At 39.5% G+C, this 21,044-nt stretch carries 15 protein-coding genes; 11 read left to right on the forward strand and 4 right to left on the reverse strand.

The window, feature by feature from the left end; translation table 11 throughout:
• The first annotated feature begins 120 nt into the window (after window positions 1–120).
• The 7 genes from QZ413_RS03975 (at window position 121) to pcp (ending at window position 8,188) form a co-directional block, all read left to right on the forward strand.
• Window positions 121–2,070 carry a sucrose-specific PTS transporter subunit IIBC gene (locus QZ413_RS03975; protein ID WP_297076673.1) on the forward strand — a complete coding sequence of 650 codons (1,950 nt, stop codon included), beginning with the start codon at window positions 121–123 and terminating at the stop codon, window positions 2,068–2,070.
• Between the two features lie 142 nt (window positions 2,071–2,212).
• Window positions 2,213–3,298: a 3-phosphoserine/phosphohydroxythreonine transaminase gene (gene serC / locus QZ413_RS03980; protein WP_297076676.1), complete on the forward strand. Its 1,086-nt coding sequence runs from the start codon at window positions 2,213–2,215 to the stop codon at window positions 3,296–3,298.
• A complete protein-coding gene (locus tag QZ413_RS03985) occupies window positions 3,299–4,480 on the forward strand; it encodes a phosphoglycerate dehydrogenase (protein ID WP_297076677.1) in 1,182 nt (393 codons plus the stop codon).
• A 2-nt stretch (window positions 4,481–4,482) separates the two neighbouring features.
• Window positions 4,483–5,706 carry a DUF1015 domain-containing protein gene (locus QZ413_RS03990; RefSeq protein WP_297076678.1) on the forward strand — a complete coding sequence of 408 codons (1,224 nt, stop codon included), beginning with the start codon at window positions 4,483–4,485 and terminating at the stop codon, window positions 5,704–5,706.
• Between the two features lie 200 nt (window positions 5,707–5,906).
• On the forward strand, window positions 5,907–6,593 hold the full coding sequence (locus QZ413_RS03995) for a DUF969 domain-containing protein (protein ID WP_297076680.1): 687 nt from the start codon (window positions 5,907–5,909) through the stop codon (window positions 6,591–6,593).
• Entirely contained in the window at window positions 6,593–7,522 is a 930-nt protein-coding gene (locus QZ413_RS04000; RefSeq protein WP_297076683.1) for a DUF979 domain-containing protein, read from the forward strand. The genes QZ413_RS03995 and QZ413_RS04000 overlap by 1 nt, the downstream gene beginning before the upstream one ends.
• An 18-nt stretch (window positions 7,523–7,540) precedes the next feature.
• A complete protein-coding gene (gene pcp, locus QZ413_RS04005) occupies window positions 7,541–8,188 on the forward strand; it encodes a pyroglutamyl-peptidase I (protein WP_297076685.1) in 648 nt (215 codons plus the stop codon).
• Window positions 8,189–8,357: 169 nt separating this feature from the next.
• Here pcp and QZ413_RS04010 read toward each other — a convergent pair whose 3' ends face one another.
• The 4 genes from QZ413_RS04010 to QZ413_RS04025 form a co-directional block, all read right to left on the reverse strand.
• On the reverse strand, window positions 8,358–10,688 hold the full coding sequence (locus QZ413_RS04010; protein WP_297076687.1) for an ATP-binding cassette domain-containing protein: 2,331 nt from the start codon (window positions 10,686–10,688) through the stop codon (window positions 8,358–8,360).
• A gap of 119 nt (window positions 10,689–10,807) precedes the next feature.
• Window positions 10,808–11,668, reverse strand: a complete 861-nt coding sequence (locus QZ413_RS04015) for a sugar ABC transporter permease (RefSeq protein ID WP_297076689.1) — start codon at window positions 11,666–11,668, stop codon at window positions 10,808–10,810.
• Between the two features lie 4 nt (window positions 11,669–11,672).
• Window positions 11,673–13,022 carry a carbohydrate ABC transporter permease gene (locus QZ413_RS04020; protein WP_297076692.1) on the reverse strand — a complete coding sequence of 450 codons (1,350 nt, stop codon included), beginning with the start codon at window positions 13,020–13,022 and terminating at the stop codon, window positions 11,673–11,675.
• Between the two features lie 110 nt (window positions 13,023–13,132).
• A complete protein-coding gene (locus QZ413_RS04025) occupies window positions 13,133–14,395 on the reverse strand; it encodes an extracellular solute-binding protein (protein WP_297076693.1) in 1,263 nt (420 codons plus the stop codon).
• Window positions 14,396–14,657: 262 nt separating this feature from the next.
• Between QZ413_RS04025 and QZ413_RS04030 the strand changes: the two genes are divergently transcribed.
• The 4 genes from QZ413_RS04030 (at window position 14,658) to QZ413_RS04045 (ending at window position 21,015) form a co-directional block, all read left to right on the forward strand.
• Window positions 14,658–16,436, forward strand: a complete 1,779-nt coding sequence (locus QZ413_RS04030; RefSeq protein ID WP_297076695.1) for a glycoside hydrolase family 13 protein — start codon at window positions 14,658–14,660, stop codon at window positions 16,434–16,436.
• Window positions 16,429–18,054: an alpha-glucosidase gene (locus QZ413_RS04035; RefSeq protein ID WP_297076697.1), complete on the forward strand. Its 1,626-nt coding sequence runs from the start codon at window positions 16,429–16,431 to the stop codon at window positions 18,052–18,054. Before QZ413_RS04030 ends, QZ413_RS04035 begins: the two co-directional genes overlap by 8 nt.
• A gap of 102 nt (window positions 18,055–18,156) precedes the next feature.
• Window positions 18,157–19,212 (forward strand): aspartate-semialdehyde dehydrogenase, encoded by a 1,056-nt coding sequence (locus QZ413_RS04040; RefSeq protein WP_297076698.1) that lies wholly within the window; start codon window positions 18,157–18,159, stop codon window positions 19,210–19,212.
• A 123-nt stretch (window positions 19,213–19,335) separates the two neighbouring features.
• Window positions 19,336–21,015, forward strand: coding sequence for a ribonuclease J (locus tag QZ413_RS04045; RefSeq protein ID WP_297076700.1), 1,680 nt, complete (start codon window positions 19,336–19,338; stop codon window positions 21,013–21,015).
• Window positions 21,016–21,044 lie beyond the last annotated feature (29 nt).

Raw genomic sequence — 21,044 nt, forward strand, 5'->3', positions numbered from 1 at the left:
TGTTGTTAAATTAATATTTTTGTTTTTATAAATATTTTTTTGATAAACGTTTGACATTTTTTAAATTTCGGGTATGATAAAGATGAAAAAACGGTTACACAAAAAGGGAGGAGTATTTATATGAACCACAAAGAAGTTGCACAACGAATCGTTCAGGCGGTTGGAAAAGATAATTTTGTCGCTGCTGCACATTGTGCTACACGTTTGCGTTTGGTCTTGAAAGATACAAAAGCAATCAATCAAACGGCATTAGATAATGATCCAGACGTTAAAGGAACATTTGAGACAAATGGTCAATATCAAATCATTATTGGCCCAGGGGATGTCAATAAAGTGTATGCTGAGTTAGTCAATATCGTACCGGTGAAAGAAGCATCAACTGAAGAATTAAAAGCTGTCGCTCAACATGGCAAACGTAAAAACCCAATCATGGACCTAATTAAGGTATTATCTGATATTTTTGTTTCGATTATTCCAGCTTTAGTTGCTGGTGGTCTATTGATGGCGTTAAACAATGTCTTGACTTCACCGAAATTGTTTGGACCAGAATCACTCGTTCAAATGTTTCCAGCGATTGCGGATCTAGCATCAATTATTAACTTATTGGCTTCAGCGCCGTTTGCGTTCTTACCGATTCTTGTTGGGTTCTCCGCAACGAAACGTTTTGGTGGGAATCCTTATCTAGGGGCTGCAATGGCGATGTCTATGGTCATGCCAATGCTTGTCAATGGCTATGATGTAGCCAAAACAATCGCAGATGGTTCGATGCCATTTTGGAATCTTTTTGGGTTACAAGTGGCTCAAGCAGGCTATCAAGGATCAGTGTTGCCGGTCTTAGCTGTATCGTATATCTTAGCGACGATCGAAAAGTATTTGCATAAAAAAATGCCATCGGTTTTAGATTTTACCTTTACACCGATGTTGTCGATTATCGCTACAGGATTCTTAACGTTTATTGCCGTAGGTCCAATCATGCGTGCCTTTTCAGATGGCCTAACTAATGGCTTGGTTTGGTTATATGATACAACAGGACCTTTTGGATTAGCGATCTTTGGGGCGTTTTACTCACCAATCGTGATTACAGGATTACACCAAAGTTTTCCAGCGATTGAAACGACGTTATTAGCTGATATTGCTAAAACAGGCGGCAGCTTCATTTTCCCAGTGGCGTCAATGGCCAATATCGCGCAAGGTGCAGCAACACTCGCGATCTTTGTGGTTACGAAAAACGAAAAACAAAAAGGCTTGGCTTCTAGTGCGAGTATCTCGGCACTTCTAGGAATTACAGAACCAGCGATTTTTGGGGTCAACTTAAAATTAAAATTCCCCTTCTTTTGTGCGATGATCGCATCTGGAATTGCCAGTGCGTTTATTGGGATCTTCCATGTGTTAGCAAGTGCACTAGGCTCAGCTGGTGTGATCGGTTTTATTTCCATTACTCCGCAAGGTTATGTTGGATTTGCGATTTCAGCATTAATTAGTTTTGTGATCGCCTTTACGTTGACATTTGTTTATGCGAAGAAAAAAATGGTTGAACCTTTAGTAGAAGCGACAGACAATGTAGCCGTTGAAATCAATGAAGATCCAATGCACGATGTAGCAGGGGTGAAAGATGAAACAATCACATCACCAGTTACCGGTCGCATCGTTGCTTTAAAAGAAGTCAATGATCCTGTATTTTCTACAGAAATGATGGGTAAAGGGTTTGCGGTTATTCCAGAAAGTAATACCGTAACGGCACCAGTTAGCGGGGTGTTAACTGTCGTTTATGATTCAAAACATGCATTTGGTATTCAATCCGATGATGGAGCAGAAGTGTTGGTGCATATCGGGGTCGATACGGTGAATTTAGCTGGAGAGCATTTTGAAACCAATTTGACTCAAGGAGCGATTGTAAAACAAGGACAAGTATTAGGGACGTTTGATAAGGCGGCGATCGTTGAAAAAGGATATGATCCAACAGTGATGACGATCATCACCAATACACCGGCTTACGCAAAAGTAGAATTGACTAAAGAAGGTCAAGTCAAAGAAAATACGCCAGTCTTATTGCTAACACAGCCAAGTTAACGTATATATGCATAAAAAATGAATGTTATTCAAATTTTGAAAGAGAATTTCCTAGGAAATTCTCTTTTTTTCATAATAGCTTTATCATCTGACATTCTTTTGTTATAATAATTTTCACATAAAGGAAAAAGGAGCGAACTACATGACAATCTATAATTTTTCAGCTGGACCTGCAATCTTACCACAAGAGGTATTACAAAAAGCCCAAGCATCCTTATTGAACTACGAGGATAGTGGGATGTCCATAATGGAACTGAGTCACCGGTCCTCCTTATTTCTAGACGTGATCAACCAAGCAGAACGATTGTTACGCGATCTAATGAAAATTCCAGAAAACTATCGCGTACTTTTCATGCAAGGTGGTGCGAGTTTGCAATTTTCAATGATCCCCTTGAATTTTGCACAAAATAAAAAAGCATTATATGTGAACACAGGTGCGTGGGCCAAAAAAGCAATCCAAGCAGCGAAAATGGTGCCAACAGTCGAAGTCGACGTGATTGCAACTGGTGAAGCGACAAACTTTACCGCAATTCCTGAAATTCCTGAAACAGCTTTTGATCAAGAGGCTGCTTACGTGCATCTTACTACCAATGAAACGATTGGTGGGATTGCCTTTCAAACGATTCCTGACACGAAAGGGATTCCGTTGATCGCAGATATGTCATCAAATATTTTAAGCAACGACTATCAAGTAGAAGACTTTGCCATGATCTATGCGGGGGCACAAAAAAATATTGGGCCAGCTGGATTGACAGTCGTGATTATTCGAGAAGATTTCTTGAATACGACGCCAGCATTTGCACCAATGTTAGATTATGCAGTTCAAGCAAAAAATGAATCGATGTACAATACACCACCAACATTTGCGATTTATATGGCTGGTTTAGTTTTTGAGTGGTTACAAGAAAATGGTGGCGTACCCGCTATCTTGAAAAAAAATCAAGAAAAAGCCAATTTATTATATGACGCTTTAGCGAAGTCAAACTTATTTTCAAGTCCGGTCGATCCGGCTTCACGTTCATTGACCAATATTCCATTTGTAACTGGTGATGAGGCAATTGACAAAGCATTTATTCAAGAAGCGACAGCTGCAGGTTTTGAAAACTTAAAAGGCCATCGTTCTGTTGGGGGCATGCGAGCGAGTTTATACAATGCTTTTCCGCTTGAAGGGGTTCAAGCATTAGTGGAATTTATGCACACATTCGAGCAAAAACAGGGGGAAAACTAGATGTTTCAGATTAAAACATTCAATGCAATTGCTTCAGAAGGTATGGAGCGTTTTGAAAAAGAGCTTTACGCGATCAATGAAAGTGAACAACCAGATGGAATCATCTTACGTAGCCAAAAATTACACGACTATGCTTTTCCTAAAAGCGTAGTCGCGGTAGCGCGTGCAGGAGCGGGAACCAATAATATTCCCGTTGACGAATGTACGAAAAATGGGATTGTGGTCTTCAATACACCTGGAGCCAACGCCAATGCCGTTAAAGAATTGGTCCTAACAAGTTTATTTATTGCCGTACGTCCTGTTGTACAAGGAATCGAATGGGTGCAACAACAAACTGAAGCAGATCTTGCTAGTCATGTAGAAGCCAATAAAAAACAATTTGCTGGTCATGAATTAGTTGGGAAAAAATTAGGGGTCATCGGTCTAGGGGCTATCGGTGCTATGGTCGCAAACGATGCATATCGTTTAGGAATGGAAGTAATGGGATATGATCCTTATGTATCAGTGGATACAGCTTGGAGTATTTCACGTCGTGTCAAACGAGCGCAGGATATGGATGAAATTTTGAAAAACTGTGACTTTATTACTGTTCACGTACCTTTAATCGACAGTACGCGGAATATGATTGGCACGAAAGAGATTGCGGCGATGAAGAAAACCGCCCGCTTATTAAACTTCTCTCGTGGTGAGATCGTAGATACCGATGCGGTATTAAGTGCGATCGAAGCTGGAGAGATCGGTGGCTTTACAACCGACTTTGCCGAAGAACGTTTATTGCATCATCCAAATATTACTGTATTGCCGCATTTGGGTGCGTCAACTGAAGAAGCTGAGATCAACTGTGCCAAAATGGCTGCTAGAACGTTGAAACGTTACTTAGAAACCGGGGTCATCAAAAATTCAGTCAATTTCCCAACGGTTGACATGTCTTTTCGTTCACCGGTACGGATCACGATCATTCATAAAAATATTCCCAACATGTTAGGACGCATTTCGTCTGCTATTGCGGAATTTTCAATCAATATCGACAACATGATCAATCGTGGTCGCGGCGATTTTGCGTATACGTTAGTCGATGTGACAGAAACGGATGAAACCGTGTTACAAGATGTATTGACACGTCTTGAAAGTAGTACAGATGTCGTGCGTGTTCGCATTATCAAAAATCAGGAGGTCATGTAATTATGGTTCAAGTTCGTCCGTTTCGTGCCATTCGACCAAAAGAAGAATTAGCTAAAGAAGTAGCCGTATTGCCGTATGATGTCGTGGATAGCCAAGAAGCAAAAGAATATGCAAAGGGCAATCCTTACAGTTATTTTCACATCGACCGTGCTGAGATCGACCTCGATGATTTAGAAAGTCCTTATGAAGCACGTGTATATGAAAAAGCGGCTGCCAATTTAGCCAAATTTTTAGAAAATGGTTGGTTAAAACAAGAAGAGGAAGCGGCCTATTATTTATACCGTTTGACGATGAATGGACGGAAACAAACTGGGATCGTCGCTACAACATCAATCCAAGAATATTTAGACGGCAAGATCAAAAAACACGAGTACACTCGACCAGAAAAAGAAGTCGATCGGATGAATCATATTCGTGCATGTGATGCAGACACTAGTCCCATCTTTTTAAGTTACCGTCAAACAAAACCGCTAGAAACGATCATGAAAGAATGGCCACAAACGCACGTGCCTTTATATCGTTTCACAAGTTTTTACGAGGTGACACATGAAGTGTGGGCAATCGATGATGCGAGCGTAATCGCACAAATTGAAGCGGCCTTCACAGAAGTTCCAGCGTTATATATCGCAGATGGGCACCATCGTACCGAATCAGCCGTTAAAATCGGACTTGAAAAACGGGAACAAGGAACGGCGACGCCAGAAAGTGAAGCCTTTTTAGCGATTTTATTCCCCGAAACGGAACTAGCGATTTACGAATACAACCGAATCGTTAATGTTCCTGTTGAAAAAGCACAGTTATTTGAGCAGTTAGCTAAAGTCTTTGAAATCAATGAAATTGGCTATCAAAAACCAAGTAAAAAAGGGGAAATCAATTTATTGATCGCCGATACTTGGTATCAATTAGTTGTTAAAGAAGCGTTGCGTTCAAGTGATCCGGCTGCTAGTCTGGATGTCGCTTACTTGCAAGAGCACGTATTAACGCCATTATTTGGGATCGAAGACGTGCGGACAGATAAACGCATCGACTTTGTAGGTGGCATTCGTGGTGAACAAGAATTAGAGAAAAAAGTCGCAAGCCCAGATTGGGTCTTAGCATTTGAAATGTATCCTACACAAATGAGTGATTTATTAGGTGTGGCAGATGCAGGTGAGATCATGCCACCAAAATCAACGTGGTTTGAACCAAAATTACTAAGTGGTTTATTTGTATATAGTTTAGCTTAAGTCAAAGAGGCTATGACAGAAGTGGCCGGCTCTAAGAAATCAGCCGTTTATTCTGTTTTTAATAGGGTGTGACAGAGGTCTGTCACACCCTATTTTTTTATTTATAATTGCACTCGCTTTCAGAATATAGTATGCTAAAAAAAGTGGTCTAGATCGAAAAAAAGAAATAGTTCACAAAAAGTATAAAGGAGTGTGTTCACTTGGAATGGATTAAATTAATTGGAATTTTGATTATTGTGGCAGGTTTTATTTTAAAACTTGATACGATCGCGGTCGTAATTGTAGCTGGCTTGGCCACAGCGCTAGTGTCAGGCTTAACACCGATTGAATTTTTAGAAACATTAGGACAAGCCTTTATTGATCAGCGTTTGGTAACGATCTTTTTTATTACTCTACCGTTGATTGGCTTATCGGAAGCACATGGATTAAAAGAACAAGCTGTGCGGCTAATCAAAGGGATCAAAGGGCTCACAACAGGTTCGTTTTTAACGATCTACTTGGCGATTCGTGAAGTTGCAGGCTTGTTTTCAATTCGTTTAGGCGGACAACCGCAATTTGTCCGTCCTTTGGTCCAACCAATGGCCGAAGCTGCAGCTGAAGCGAAATACGGAGAAATCACAGAAGAAGAAAAAGAAGTGATCAAAGGAAAATCAGCTGCTATGGACAATTATGGGAATTTCTATGGTCAAAATACTTTTTTAGCTGCTTCAGGAGTGCTACTGATTGTCAGTACACTAGACTCCTTAGGGTATAAAATTACAGGTTGGGATATCGCGAAAGCGTCGATGCCAGTTGCGATTATTGCCTTTATTTTTGTAGGAATCAGCAATTATCTATATGATCGTAAATTAGCGCGTACCTATAAAGAACAAAAGGAGGAGAACTAGTGGAAACAGTAACGTTTTGGGATCAGTTGTTAGAATGGTTTTATATCTTGATTGGGTTGCAGTTGATGTACACGGGTGTGAAAGTTCTCCAACAAAAAGACAATACCAAGCGAATCGGTAGTGCGTTGTTTTGGTTTGATTTAGGCATTTTATTCACATTTGGCAAAGTGGTTCCGCCAGTATTTGCTGGAGTATTGGTTGTTTTATTAGGTGTGATCACGATTTTTAAACAATTTAGTATCACGAAATTCCCGGATTTTTCAATGGAAAAATTGGAAGCTTCAGCTAAACGCTATGGCAATCGTCTCTTCATTCCGGTACTGTGTTTGGCGGTTATTTCGATGGTGTTGGCAAGATTTATTCCTGCTTCAGGGAAAGTCGCAATTGGAGTGGCTGCTGTGATCGGGACGATTTTTGCTTGGATCATTTTTAAAGGTTCAGCAAAACAAACGATGCGTGAAAGCGACCGGATGATTCAAGCGATGGGAACTTCAGGGATCTTGCCTCAATTATTAGCGGCTTTAGGTGTGATTTTTACCGTTTCAGGTGTAGGAACGGTCATCTCAACGTTAATTAGTGGTGTGGTACCAGAAGGTAGTAAATTCTTTGGTGTCTTGGCTTACGTATTGGGAATGGTCTTTTTCACCATGATTATGGGAAATGCTTTTGCGGCATTTACTGTGATTACTGCAGGGATCGGGATTCCATTTGTGATTGCACAAGGAGCAGATCCTGCGATTGCTGGGGCATTGGCGATGACAGCAGGCTATTGTGGCACGTTGTTGACCCCAATGGCAGCTAACTTTAATGCACTTCCTGCATCGTTGATGGATATGAAAAGTCCGTATGGCGTCATTAAGGAGCAGACCATTATTGCGTTATTGATGATTATTGTGCACATTGTTTTGATGTATTTTTGGGCATTTTAAATTTAGGAGGAAAACTATATGCGTATTTTAGTAACTGGATTTGATCCATTTGGCGAGGATAGTACAAATCCTGCCATTGAAGCGGTGAAGCGATTGCCAGATGAAATTGCTGGTGTGACGATTACAAAATTAGAAATTCCAACAGTGTTTCATAAGAGCGCAGCAGTTGTCAAAGAAGCCTTAATGAAAACGGACTACGATTACGTGTTATCTGTCGGGCAAGCAGGAGGTCGCTTTGACCTATCATTCGAACGAGTGGGAATCAATGTCGATGATGCACGAATCCCAGACAATGAAGGGCAACAGCCAATCGATGTCGCGATTCAAGCAGATGGACCAGCTGCTTATTTTACTAAATTGCCAGTAAAAGCGATTGTAGCGGCAATCAAAAAACAACAATTGCCAGCGTCTGTCTCCAATTCTGCCGGAACATTTGTCTGCAATCATATTTTATATCAAGTCCTACATTTGGCAGCCACTGAATTTCCGAACGTTAAAAGTGGATTTGTTCATGTGCCGTTTTTACCAGAACAAGTCGTGGATCGGCCAAATATGCCAGCGATGAGTTTAGACGATATCGTTAAAGGGTTGACGATTGCATTGGAAACGATCGTAGCCTACGATGGAAAAGCTGATGAAAAACAAATCGGCGGTACGACACATTAAAAAAAGAGGCTGTGCCAGAAGTTGGTAGCTCTAAAAAATAAGCCGCATCACACCGATAATAGATTCATCTATTTCGGTCATGATGCGGCTTATTTTCGAAGGAGTTACTTCTGGGACACCGTTTATTCAATTTTTAGAGAATGTGACAGTTTTCTGTCCCATTCCTTTATTATTCTGCTCGTAAGGCAATAGCAGCATCTTTTTTTGCAGCCATGCGGGCAGGTAAATGTCCACCAAGCATGGTTAGGATCGTGCTGATCACGATCAAGATTACCGCGTGCATTGGATTGAGTTGTGCGACATTTTGTAAATCAGTCAAATTCTCTAAGATTTGATTGATCGGAAACGTTGCAGCGTAGGCAATAGCAACGCCCAATACTCCAGAAGCTACACCTAAAATCGCTGTTTCAGCATCAAATACTCGAGTGATATCTTTTTTACGTGCACCTAATGCTTTTAAAACACCAATTTCTTTTGTTCGTTCCAGTACAGAAGTATAGGTTAAGATTCCAATCATGATCATACTAGTGACTAAAGAAATTCCAGCAAATGCCACCAATACATATGTGATCGCATCCATTAATCCACCAGTTAGCTTGGTCATCGTACCGGCTAAATCGGTATATAAGACCTGATCTGCTTTGTCTTTTCCTTTGTTGTAATCATCTAGATACGTTAAGATTTTTTCTTTTGTTTTAAAATTATTTGGATAAATATAGATGCTACTTGGTGTGGCATTTGCACCCAAGTAAGTCAACACTGCTGCTTTTTTGGTATCGTCTAACGTTTCGTTCGTTAAAACATTCGTATTGCTTTTATCTTGTGCTTTAACGATTTCAGATTCTTTATTTTGTTTGATGACTTCTTGTGTTAGGGAATCACTATAGGCAATCCCTGGAGCTAACAGATCCATTGTTGCAGAGCTTTTGGCTTTTAAAATCCCTACGATTTTGAGTGTTTGATTTGCACTGTTGTCGTAAACTTTTTTCAAATCTTGATTTGGAATGAAGTTCCCAGTAGGTAGTTCAGTATAGTAAGCATTATTAAATGCTAGTTTAACAGTTGTCCCTACAATATTTTGATAGGATAACGACTCGCCATTTTTGATATCAAAGCCCAGATTATTCAAAGCATTGACATTGGTTGTGCCGTTTTCGTCTATGATTAAGACTAAATCATTTGGATTACTTGGATACTGGCCATCGACAACTTGATAATTTTGTTTCAAAAAGTTATCTTTTGATGGGTCCAATTGATCAGGAAAGACTGAAATCCCGACACCAGTAGAAGCCGCAAAACCTCCAGCATTTTGACCATCTGTTTTTGCGTTAGAAAATTGAACTTGTTTGATCGTACCATCTACATCACGTAATAGATTCAAATTCGTTGACCGGCTAAAACTAACGTTATTGCTCCAATCTGGATTGATTTTCTTGATATAATCGACATATTCAGTAGATAAATCATTGGTATGCTGTGCTAGGTCTTGTTCACTTGTTTTGGCTAGAACTTGATCTTTGCCAGCTTTTTCTTGTTCTTTGGTAGAAGAATTACTAAATAATTCGGTATTGTCTTGTGTGATTTGTGAAATCGTGACTGGAAATTGAGCAAGTGTTTCAGATTGTGTTTTATCAATTTGTTTTTGGAAACCATTGGATAAAGACAATACGATTGCAATACCGATGATCCCAATACTAGACGCGAATGAAGTTAAAAAGGTTCGCCCTTTTTTTGTCCGAATATTATTAAACGATAAGCGCAATGCCGTGAAAAAAGACATCCGAGTACGTTTTAATTCAAAATCGTTTATTGATTTTTCTTCATGATAGGGATTAGAGTCTGTCATGATTTTACCATCTGAAAATTCAATGATTCGATCGGCATATTCTTTTGCTAAATCAGGATTGTGCGTTACCATGATGACTAATTTTTCATGAGACAATTCTTGAATCAAGTTCATGATCTGCACACTTGTTTCAGAATCAAGTGCGCCCGTCGGTTCATCACATAATAGGATTTCAGGGTCATTTGCTAGCGCTCGTGCGATGGCGACACGCTGCATTTGACCACCAGAGAGTTGACTAGGTTTTTTATTGAGATGATCTTTTAACCCTACGCGCTCGAGTGCTTCTTGAGCACGTTTGCGACGTTCTTCTTTAGAGACACCACTGAGCGTCATACCCAATTCAACATTGTCTAAAATCCCTTGATGCCCAATCAAATTGTAGCTTTGAAAGACAAATCCGATCGAGTTGTTTCGATAAGCATCCCAATCGGTTAGTTTAAAGTTTTTGGTCGATTGCCCATTGATGATTAAATCCCCGCTGTCGTATTGATCTAGGCCACCGATGACGTTTAACATCGTAGTTTTCCCTGAACCACTTGGACCTAATATCGCCACAAATTCTTTTTTACGAAAGGCTACCGTTACACCATCTAAGGCGCGAGTTTCGGTTCCACCGACGTTGTAGTATTTTTTAATATCTTTTAAATTCAACATGCGCATACCCTTTTCTGTAGTTAGATTTTCATCCTTTATTAACATGATTGTAACGAATTTGAAAAAGTTATGCAAAAAAAAGCATCCTTTTCTTTGAAAAGAAAGGGATGCTTAACAAATTATCCTTTGACTGAACCAGAGGTGATGCCTTCGACATAAAAACGTTGTAGATAAATGAACAGTAAGGTGATTGGAATGGCAATCAAGACACAACCAGCTGTAAACGCCATGAAAAGCGAATTAGCAGTCGATTTAGTCATCATCGTAAATAATCCAATCGCGATCGTGTAACTTTCAACCTTATCGCCCATGATGATTTTAGCAAAGATGAAATCCATCCAAGGAGCAGTGAAAGCCCCTAGTGCGGTAAATACGATAATGGGTTTAGATAAAGGTAAGGTGATTTTTGTGAAAATCTGCCATTTATTGGCACCGTCGATCATTGCTGATTCATCTAGAGCCATTGGGACAGTATCGAAAAATCCTTTCGCGATATAAAAGCCTAAGGCAGCTCCAGATGAGTAGACTAAAATCAAAGCAAATAAGCTACCTGTTAAATTCATCGCTTTTAAAATGTAATAGATCGCGATCATACTCATGAAACCTGGAAACATATTCAACACTAATGCGACTTTCAAAAATGGTTTACGGAGTTTAAAGCGTAAACGAGACAAGGCATAGGCCATTGCGATCGTAATCAAAGTCGAAAAGATACAGCTAAAGATCGAAACAAATAGCGTGTTAAAGAACCAGCGAACAAAAGGGAAGTTACCGCTTGCGTTCGTTAACAAGACTTTATAATTATCTAAAGTGAACTCTTTTGGAATAATGTAAGGAACAAATGCGCCGCCTTCAGCACGAAAACTAGTCAAGACGATCCAAACAATCGGAAATAGCCAAAATATGGCTAAAACTGTTAATAAGACGTAAACGAAGGTCAGTGTACCACGTTCTTGTTTTTGATAACTATTTTTCTTCATCTTTTTACGCCTCCTTAAATGAATTGGTTCGTGTGTATGCGACTAGACTGAATACAGCAGATAAAATAAAGATCAAGATTCCGATAACGGAAGCTAAATTGTAATCGAGTGTTTTAACGGTCAAATTGTATAACCAAGTGACCAATAAGTCTGTCGATCCTGCACCATAGTAGTTTGAATTTGATGGTCCACCACCAGTTAGTAAGTAAATCACGTTAAAGTTATTGACGTTTCCGATAAATTGTTGGATCAACGCCGGTGTCATAATAAAGAGAATTTGTGGAAACGTGATATTTCGAAAAATTTGAAATTTATTCGCACCGTCGATTCGTGCTGCTTCAATTTGATCTTGTGGCAAGTTTTGAATCACGCTTGTCGCAACAAGCATCGTTGCTGGAATCCCGATCCACATGTTGACTAAGATAATCGAAATTTTTGCCATCGTTGGATCTGTTAAAAAGGGGATAGCAGAATCAATAATCCCCATTTTTAATAACAGCGCATTGATTGGGCCAGCACCATTTAATAAGTTACGAACGATCAATAATGAAATAAATTGCGGCACAGCCATCGTTAAGACGAAAATCGTCCGCCAAGCTTTTTTGAATTTTAAGCCTTTAGTATTGATCAATAAAGCCAAAATGATTCCAAAAAAGAAGCATGTCACTGTCGCTGACACAGCCCAGATCAAGGTCCAACCTAAAACGGGGAAGAAGGTCGAAGCCATATCTCCAGTGATGACGTTACCAAAGTTTTTTAAACCGACCCAATGGAAAAGATTTTTAGGTGGTAAATGATTATGATCGTAGTTGGTAAACGCAATCGAGATCATGTAAAGCAAAGGTAAGATCGTGAAGAATAAGACACCTAATAATGGAAGTGCCATTAAAGTAATATGAAAACGTTCGTTTAATAAGCTTGCTAGATCCTGTTTTGTCGTAGGAATCGCTTCGCCTGCTTGTTTTAACTCGTATAAATGACGTGTGCTTTTTAAATTAACGATATACAAAATGATGATGATCGCGCAGACTAAAACAGCCGCGATCCCAAATAAGAGCAGTAACATCGAATTGTCGCCTTCTTGGAGGACTCGAATTCCTAATGCTTCATCATAAACTAGACCTTGTTTTTTTGTCCCTAGTGTTACGAGCATGGCTAGGGCATGGATACCGTTACGAATTAACCAATAAATAAATCCGATTTCTGCAACTAAAAATAAACAGCCTTTTAACCATTGTTTATTGGCTAAGTTTGCCGCACCCATGATCAAGAAAGATAATTTTGTTGGCCAATCGCCTTTTGCAAATACCTCTTTAAAGGTTGCATGTTGTTCATATCTTTTCTTTTTGAACATCGCCTTTTCACTCACTTTCTTTTGGTATCGATCACTGGGTTACGTTAGCCAGTAATCCAAATTTGAAAAAAAGATTGACGCAAGGGGAATACTTGCGTCAAATTCTAGAATTATTCAGTCGTTTTTGAGATATCAGACACAAGTTTGTCCAATTTATCCATGTATTGATCTTCTTTGATTGAACCTTTGTACGTATCGTTGATCAACGCATCCATTGCTGGCCAGAATGTATTCATTTCTGGAAGTTTTGGCATTACGACAGAATGTTCACTATCTGACATTTCGATTACGGCAGCTGTTACTGCATCAGAAGCAACTTTTGAGTCAGATTGTAACGTTTTATTAGAAGGGACGATTCCAAATCCTTCAAATTCCTTCATTTGAGACGTTTCGTTTGAAAGATAGTCTGCTAAAGTTAACGCGGCAACTGGTGATTTTGTTTGTTGGTTTACAGCGAATAGTTTTACCCCTAAGAAGGCTTTCATTTGTTTTTCGCCACTACCAAAATCAACTTTTGGATAAGCTGCAACGGCCATGTTGTCTCCTAATGCTTTCTCTACGTCATTTTTAGACCAAGGACCAGATAAAAAGGCATCGGTTACGCCAGATTCAAGGTTTGATAGAGCTTCTGCTGAAGACTGTACGACACCTGGGTTATTTTTTTGCGCTGCGATCCATTTTAGAACTTCGACACCGTTTTCATTATTAAAATCAGTTCCTTTAACATCTTCACCGGTTTTACCGTATAACATATCACCATTACTCATAAATAACGGAGCGAAGATATAGTTGGCACCGGCATCACCAAAGTTTGTACCAATTTTTCCTTTAGCGGTCATCTCAGCCCATGTTTTGACATCAGCTTCTGAAAGTTTTGCTTTATTGTAATACAAGACTTGTGATTCAACACCGTAAGGGAAGCCGTATAATTCATCTTTCCATGTTGCCCCTTCAACTGCAGAATCTACATTGTCTTTTTTCACGTTTTCAGCAAATTTTGTTTCTGTGAAAGGATAGAGTAGACCCGCATCTGCCATTTGTCCGATTTGATCATGAGGCATCATAAAGACATCCGCTGCAGCTCCTGGATCTTTAGATACATCTTGTTTGGCATCTGCAGAAGAACCTGCTGCGATTTCAACTTTTACGTCTGGATATTCTTTTTCAAAATCTGCTACGATCCCTTTGAACATATCGACTTGTTCTGTGTCGACCCATAATTTGATATCGCCTTCAGGTTTTGCAGTACTCCCTTTGTCTGAAGAAGCGGTATCTTTTGTATCAGAAGATGAATTCCCGCATGCAGCAAGCAATAATGCGGAAGCGCTTAATATTACACCCGTAGTTAAGTACTTTTTCCAATTTGTCTTCATTTTCTCTGCCTCCAAAACTTGTTTTTTGTTTACACACACATTATGCAACCGTTTGCGAAAATAGTCAAGATGAAATCGATAAAAAAACAGATATATTTTTCGGTTATAAGAATAGTTATTTATTTTCATTCTATTTACTAGGCTTTTTTTCTGTATTTAAAATTTAAAATATACGCAACCGATTGCTGTTATTTGTTGAAAAAAAACGAAAGCTGTGGCATAATTTAGCCAAAACTTACTGAAATAGAATGGAGACTCGTCTATGAATACAGCTGCAATTTACCACCGACCAGAAAGCGAATATGCTTATCTTTATACTAAAGATCATATGCATATCAGATTACGAACAGCTAAAGGAGATATGAAGCGCGTGTACTTGATCAGTGGTGATCCTTATCTTTTAGATAAAGAAGCCTGGTATAACGAACGTGAAGAGATGCAAAAAATCGGATCAACTTCGTTATATGATTACTGGTTTATTGAGAAAACAGCGTTGTTTCATCGCTTAAGTTACGGTTTTGAAGTAGAAGGCGTTGAGGGCATCAAGGCGTTTTATGGCGATCATGGCGTATATGCGGCTGTTGAACCATTTATTAGTATGCCGAATAATTATTTCCGCTTGCCATATTTTCATGAAGTAGACCGAGTGAAACCAATCGAATGGGTAAAAGAAACGGTTTGGTATCAAATTTTTCCAGAGCGATTTGCAAACGGGGATGTGACAAACGATCCAGATGGTACGTTGCCTTGGGGGAGTAAAAATCCCGATCGCGACGATTTCTTTGGTGGCGATTTGCAAGGGATCATTGATCATTTGGATTATTTAGAAGATCTTGGGATCAATGGGTTATACTTGTGTCCGATTTTTGAAGCACACTCCAATCATAAATACGATACAATCGATTATTTAAAAGTCGATCCCGCTTTTGGCGATGAAGCCACGTTAAAAGAATTGATTACAAAGTGTCATGAGCGCGGAATTAAAATCATGTTGGATGCGGTATTTAATCATATCGGAGATACCTCACCACAATGGCAAGACGTTTTAAAAAATGGAGCAAATTCACGATATGCGAAATGGTTCCATATCCATGAATTCCCAGCAAGTTATACACCAGGTGACCACGATGAAGACGCTCGTGATTTAACGTACGATGTGTTTGCTTTTACGCCGCATATGCCGAAATTGAATACGGCAAATCCAGAGGTTCAAGAATATCTGTTAAATATTGCGACTTATTGGATCAAAGAATTTGATATCGATGCTTGGCGTTTGGATGTAGCCAATGAAGTCGATCATGCCTTTTGGAAGAAGTTTCGTGAAGCGTGTATGGCCGTCAAAGACGATTTTTATATTTTGGGTGAGATTTGGCATTCATCACAAAGTTGGTTACAAGGTGACGAATTTAGTGCTGTTATGAATTATGCGTATACAGATTCGATCAAAAACTATATGATCGAACATGCGATCGATAGTACAAAACTCGTTTCAGAATTAACGGATCAATTGATGTTGTATCGCGATCAAATCAATCAAATGCAATTTAACGTACTGGATTCTCATGACACGCCACGAATTCTAACGGAAACTAGAGGAGATAAAGATTTGATGCGTCAAGTAATGGCATTTACCTATCTTCAACCAGGTGTTCCTTGTATTTATTACGGCGATGAAATCGGGATGACAGGAGAGATGGATCCAGATTGCCGCAAGTGCATGGTGTGGGATGAGCAAGAACAAGATTTGGCGTTGAAAGAATTTGTAAAAGAGTTGATCGCGCTACGTAAAGCGCATATTCCAACTTTATCAAACGGAAATTTAGTTTGGCAGATCGATGAACAATGTGAAGATCATCTATGTCTCACACGCCGTACTCAAGAAGTGACGATCAAAGGGTATTTCAACTGCGGAACTACCGCGAAGACGATCGCACAAACGGAAATTTTGATGCAAAATTTGGCGTATGAAAAAGAGACTCAAATCATTATCGAACCAAAAGGCTTTGTCATTACAATCGAAAAAGAGGTGGCAGATGCATAATACATGGTTTAAAGAAGCAGTAGGGTATCAAATTTATCCTCGAAGTTTTCAAGATAGTAATCAAGATGGGATCGGAGATTTGCCTGGGATCATTCGTAGAATCCCGGAATTAAAGGCGTTAGGAATTGACTTTATCTGGTTAAACCCAGTCTATGCTTCACCAAATGTGGACAATGGCTATGATATTTCAGATTTTAGAGCAATTCATCCTGATTTTGGAACGATGGCAGATATGGAAGAATTGATTGCTACCGCTCATCGATACAATATCAAGTTGATTATGGATCTAGTCGTAAATCATACGAGTGATCAGCATCCTTGGTTTCAAGAAGCTCAAAAAAGTAAAGATAATCCTTACCGTGAGTTTTATCATTGGGTCGACGCGACAAAAGATACACCTCCAAATGATTGGCAAAGTTTTTTTGGTGGCTCGACTTGGACCTATCAAGAAAAGACCCAGCAAGCTTATTTTCATATCTTTGCTAAAGAACAACCAGATCTTAACTGGAAAAATGAAACGATGCGTCACGAAATCTATGACATGATTCGTTGGTGGCTCGACAAAGGAATTGATGGGTTTCGTTTAGATGCGATCAGCCATATCCAAAAAGAAGATTGGTCATTTACCATTACAGATAATCCTTGGGCTCCGTTTATGAACGTTAAAGGAATCGATGTTTATATGACAGAGTTAAAAGAAGTGTTCGATGACTATCAATGTATGACGGTAGGGGAAGCGAGTGGGGTCAGTAGTAAAAAAGCAAAAGAATGGACCGATGACACCGGATATTTGGATATGATCTTTGAATTAGAACACATGGTTAGAAAAGGTAAAAAAGGTGAAGAACGCGTGGATCCATTTGGCTTTAAACAAGTCATGATGCGTTGGCAAGAAGATTTGCAACCAATCGGATGGAATGCGTTGTATTTGGAAAATCATGATTTACCAAGAAGTATTTCGATTTTTGGTGATGGATCGATTCATTCTGCGAAGGCTTTAGCAATGGGCTATTTCTTTTTGCGTGGTACACCCTTTATTTATCAAGGTCAAGAATTAGGAATTGAAAATTATCCCTTTACATCAATTGATCAAGTCAATGGACAAGATACGATTGCATTTTATCAACGATTGCGACAAACTGAATCTAAAGATGAGGCATTAAAACAAGCCTTAAACTTTTCACGTGATCATTCTCGCACACCGATGCAATGGGATGAGACAAAATATAGTGGTTTTTCAACGGTCACGCCTTGGCTAGCAGTGAATCCTGATTACAAAGAGCGCAATCAACAAAACGAAGCAAACGATCCGAGCAGTTTATGGAATTTTTACCGTCAGATGATTGCTTTACGTAAACAAGAACCTGCATTATTAGGCGGTGAGATTCGCTTTTTATTGCCAGAACATCCAGCATTGTTTGTTTATCTGCGTCAAGCGAATACGCAACAGGTGATCGTGTGTGTGAATTTGACCGATCAATTCATCGATGCAAAATTACCTGCATCGATTTGTAAAAAAGGGAAGTGTTTGTTAACGAACCAAACGCGCTATGATCAGTTACAACAAAAAATGACGTTTGCGCCATTTGATGGATATGTGATCCAAATAAGCGATTAAAAAGCAGAAAGGAAACTTTCTGCTTTTTTTCGTATTTTTGACTTATCAGAAAAGAAAATGTGATAGAATGATTAAAAAGTTTTCATCTTAAGGAGTGTCCATATGAGTAAAAGTTATACTGTAGCCGTTGTGGGAGCGACTGGTGCTGTCGGAACACAAATGATCCAAATGTTAGAATTATCAACTTTACCGATCAAAGAAGTTGTTTTATTAGCATCAAAACGTTCAGCAGGTCAAACAAGAACCTTTCGCGGTGAAGAATTGACGATTCAAGAATTAGTAGCTGAATCATTTACCGGTGTCGATCTTGCATTGTTTAGTGCTGGTGGGGGGATTTCAAAACAATTTGCTCCTGAAGCAGTCAAACGCGGAGCAGTCGTCGTTGACAATACCAGTTTCTTTAGAATGGATCCAAATGTCCCGTTAGTTGTTCCAGAAGTCAATGCGCACGCACTTTCTACACATAATGGAATCATTGCCAATCCAAATTGTTCAACGATCCAGATGATGGTTGCGCTAGAGCCGATCCGTCAACAAGTTGGATTAAAACGGATTATCGTATCGACTTATCAAGCAGTCTCTGGTGCTGGTGCAAGAGCGATAGAAGAATTAAAAACACAGGCGCAATCTTATTTAAATGAAGAACCTGTCGAACAGTGGCAAACAACTATCTTACCAAGTGGTGGGGATAAAAAACATTACCCAATCGCCTTCAATGCGTTACCACAAATCGATGTCTTTACAGATAACGATTATACGTATGAAGAGATGAAAATGGTCAATGAAACGAAAAAAATCATGGAAGATGACACGATCCAAGTGGTTGCGACTTGTGTCCGCATTCCAGTAGTGAAAGGACATTCAGAATCCGTTTATATTGAAACAGATGTTGTAGCGGATGTTTCAGATGTTCGTCAGTGGTTGACAGATGCACCTGGTGTTATCGTACAAGATGATCCAAGTCAACAATTGTATCCACAAGCCATTTTTTCAGCTGACCAAACAGAAACGTTTGTCGGACGGATCAGAAAAGATCTAGATGTTAAAAATGGCCTTCATCTTTGGGTCGTATCAGACAACTTATTAAAGGGTGCTGCAGCCAATAGTGTGCAAATCGCTGAAGCACTACACGAGATGGATTTAGTTCGTGTCCCTTAAATTTTTTAGAAAAGTGTCGGGAAAACCGCGCTTTTCTTTTTTTTGTTGTATAATGGATGTGATAGACTCATGGGACCAAGTTGAACATGAAGTAGATAAAATAGATAGAAGAGGTGAACTTTTTTGAGTGAAATCAAAATCATCCCGCTAAGTGGTGTCCGTGAGAACGGGAAAAATTTATACATTGCGGAAGTGGAAAACGATATTTTTGTACTGGATTGTGGATTACGTTATCCAGAAAATGAATTACTTGGAATCGATACGGTGATTCCTGACTTTACGTATCTTGAAGAAAATCGTGACCGTGTGGCTGGAGTCTTTTTAACTCATGGACATGCAGATGCGATCGGCGCATTGCCATATTTACTAGAACGCGTACCAGTACCGGTGTTTGGGACTGAATTAACGATCGAATTAGCAAAATTGATCGTCCATCGACAAGTCGCAACAAAAAAATTCAAAGACTTTCATGTGATCGATGCGCACACAGAAATCGATTTTGGCAGTACGGTGATCAGTTTCTTTAAAACAACCCATTCGATTCCAGATTCAGTTGGGATCAGTTTAAAGACTAAAGAAGGCTCGATCGTATATACGGGAGATTTCAAATTTGACCAAGCAGCGTTACCGATGTATCAAACGGATTTTGCACGTTTAGCAGAAATTGGTCGTGACCATGTCTTGGCTTTATTAAGCACATCAAGCAATGCTGAAAATCCAATGCAAGTCGCTTCAGAAGCGCAAATTGCAGAAGAAGTCTACGATACGATTAAGTATTGGGAAGGTCGAATCATTGTTGCTTGTGTCGCTAGTAATTTACAGCGGGTCCAACAAGTATTAGACGCAGCTGCAAAATCTAATCGCAAAGTTGTGCTGACTGGTCAAGATTTTGGAAAGATCATTCGAACAGCAATCAAACTGAATCGTCTGCACGTTCCTGAAGAAGACATCTTTGTAACGCAAAAAGAAATGAAACAATATGCACCGGAGCAGTTGTTGATCTTAGAAACTGGTCGGATGGGCGAACCGATCAAGGCTTTGCAAAAAATGGCCAATAGCACTCATCGTACGTTACGTATCACAGAAGGCGATTTAGTCTTTATTACAACAACACCAACGATCGCGATGGAAACTATCGTTGCGAAAACGGAAGATATGATCTATCGCTCAGGTGCTACGGTGAAAAATATTTCTGAGAATTTCCGTGTATCAGGTCACGCCAATCCAAGTGACCTACAATTGTTGTTGAATCTGTTAAAACCAGACTATTTAATTCCCGTACAAGGAGAATACCGTCAAATGATCGCCCATAAAGAGGTGGCCATGGCTGTCGGTATCAAAGAGTCGCATATTTTCTTACCGGCTAAAGGTGATATTTTAGAATACAATCATCATGAGATGCGTCTAGCAGGCTCGATTCCTTCTGAAAATATCATGATCGACGGTATCGGAGTGGGCGATATCGGAAACATCGTGTTACGCGATCGCAAAGTGTTGTCTGAAGATGGCATCTTTATTGCAGTAGTCACGATTAACCGTCGTGAAAAGAAAATCGTTTCTGAGCCACAAATCACATCTAGAGGATTTGTCTATGTCAAAGCAAGTCGCGATTTGATTCGTGAAAGTGCTGAAATGGTCGAAACGATTGTTGAAAAGCATCTACATGATGAAGAGTTTGAATGGAGTAAGTTGAAACAAGATATTCGTGATCAACTAAGCCGTTATTTATTTGAACAAACAAAACGTCGTCCAGTTATCTTACCTGTTATTATGGAAGCGAGCGGGCGAAATCGACGTAAATAGAACCAAAAGATCGTCTAATTAGGCGGTCT

Source organism: uncultured Enterococcus sp. (genome assembly GCF_913775425.1).
Lineage (GTDB): Bacteria > Bacillota > Bacilli > Lactobacillales > Enterococcaceae > Enterococcus_G.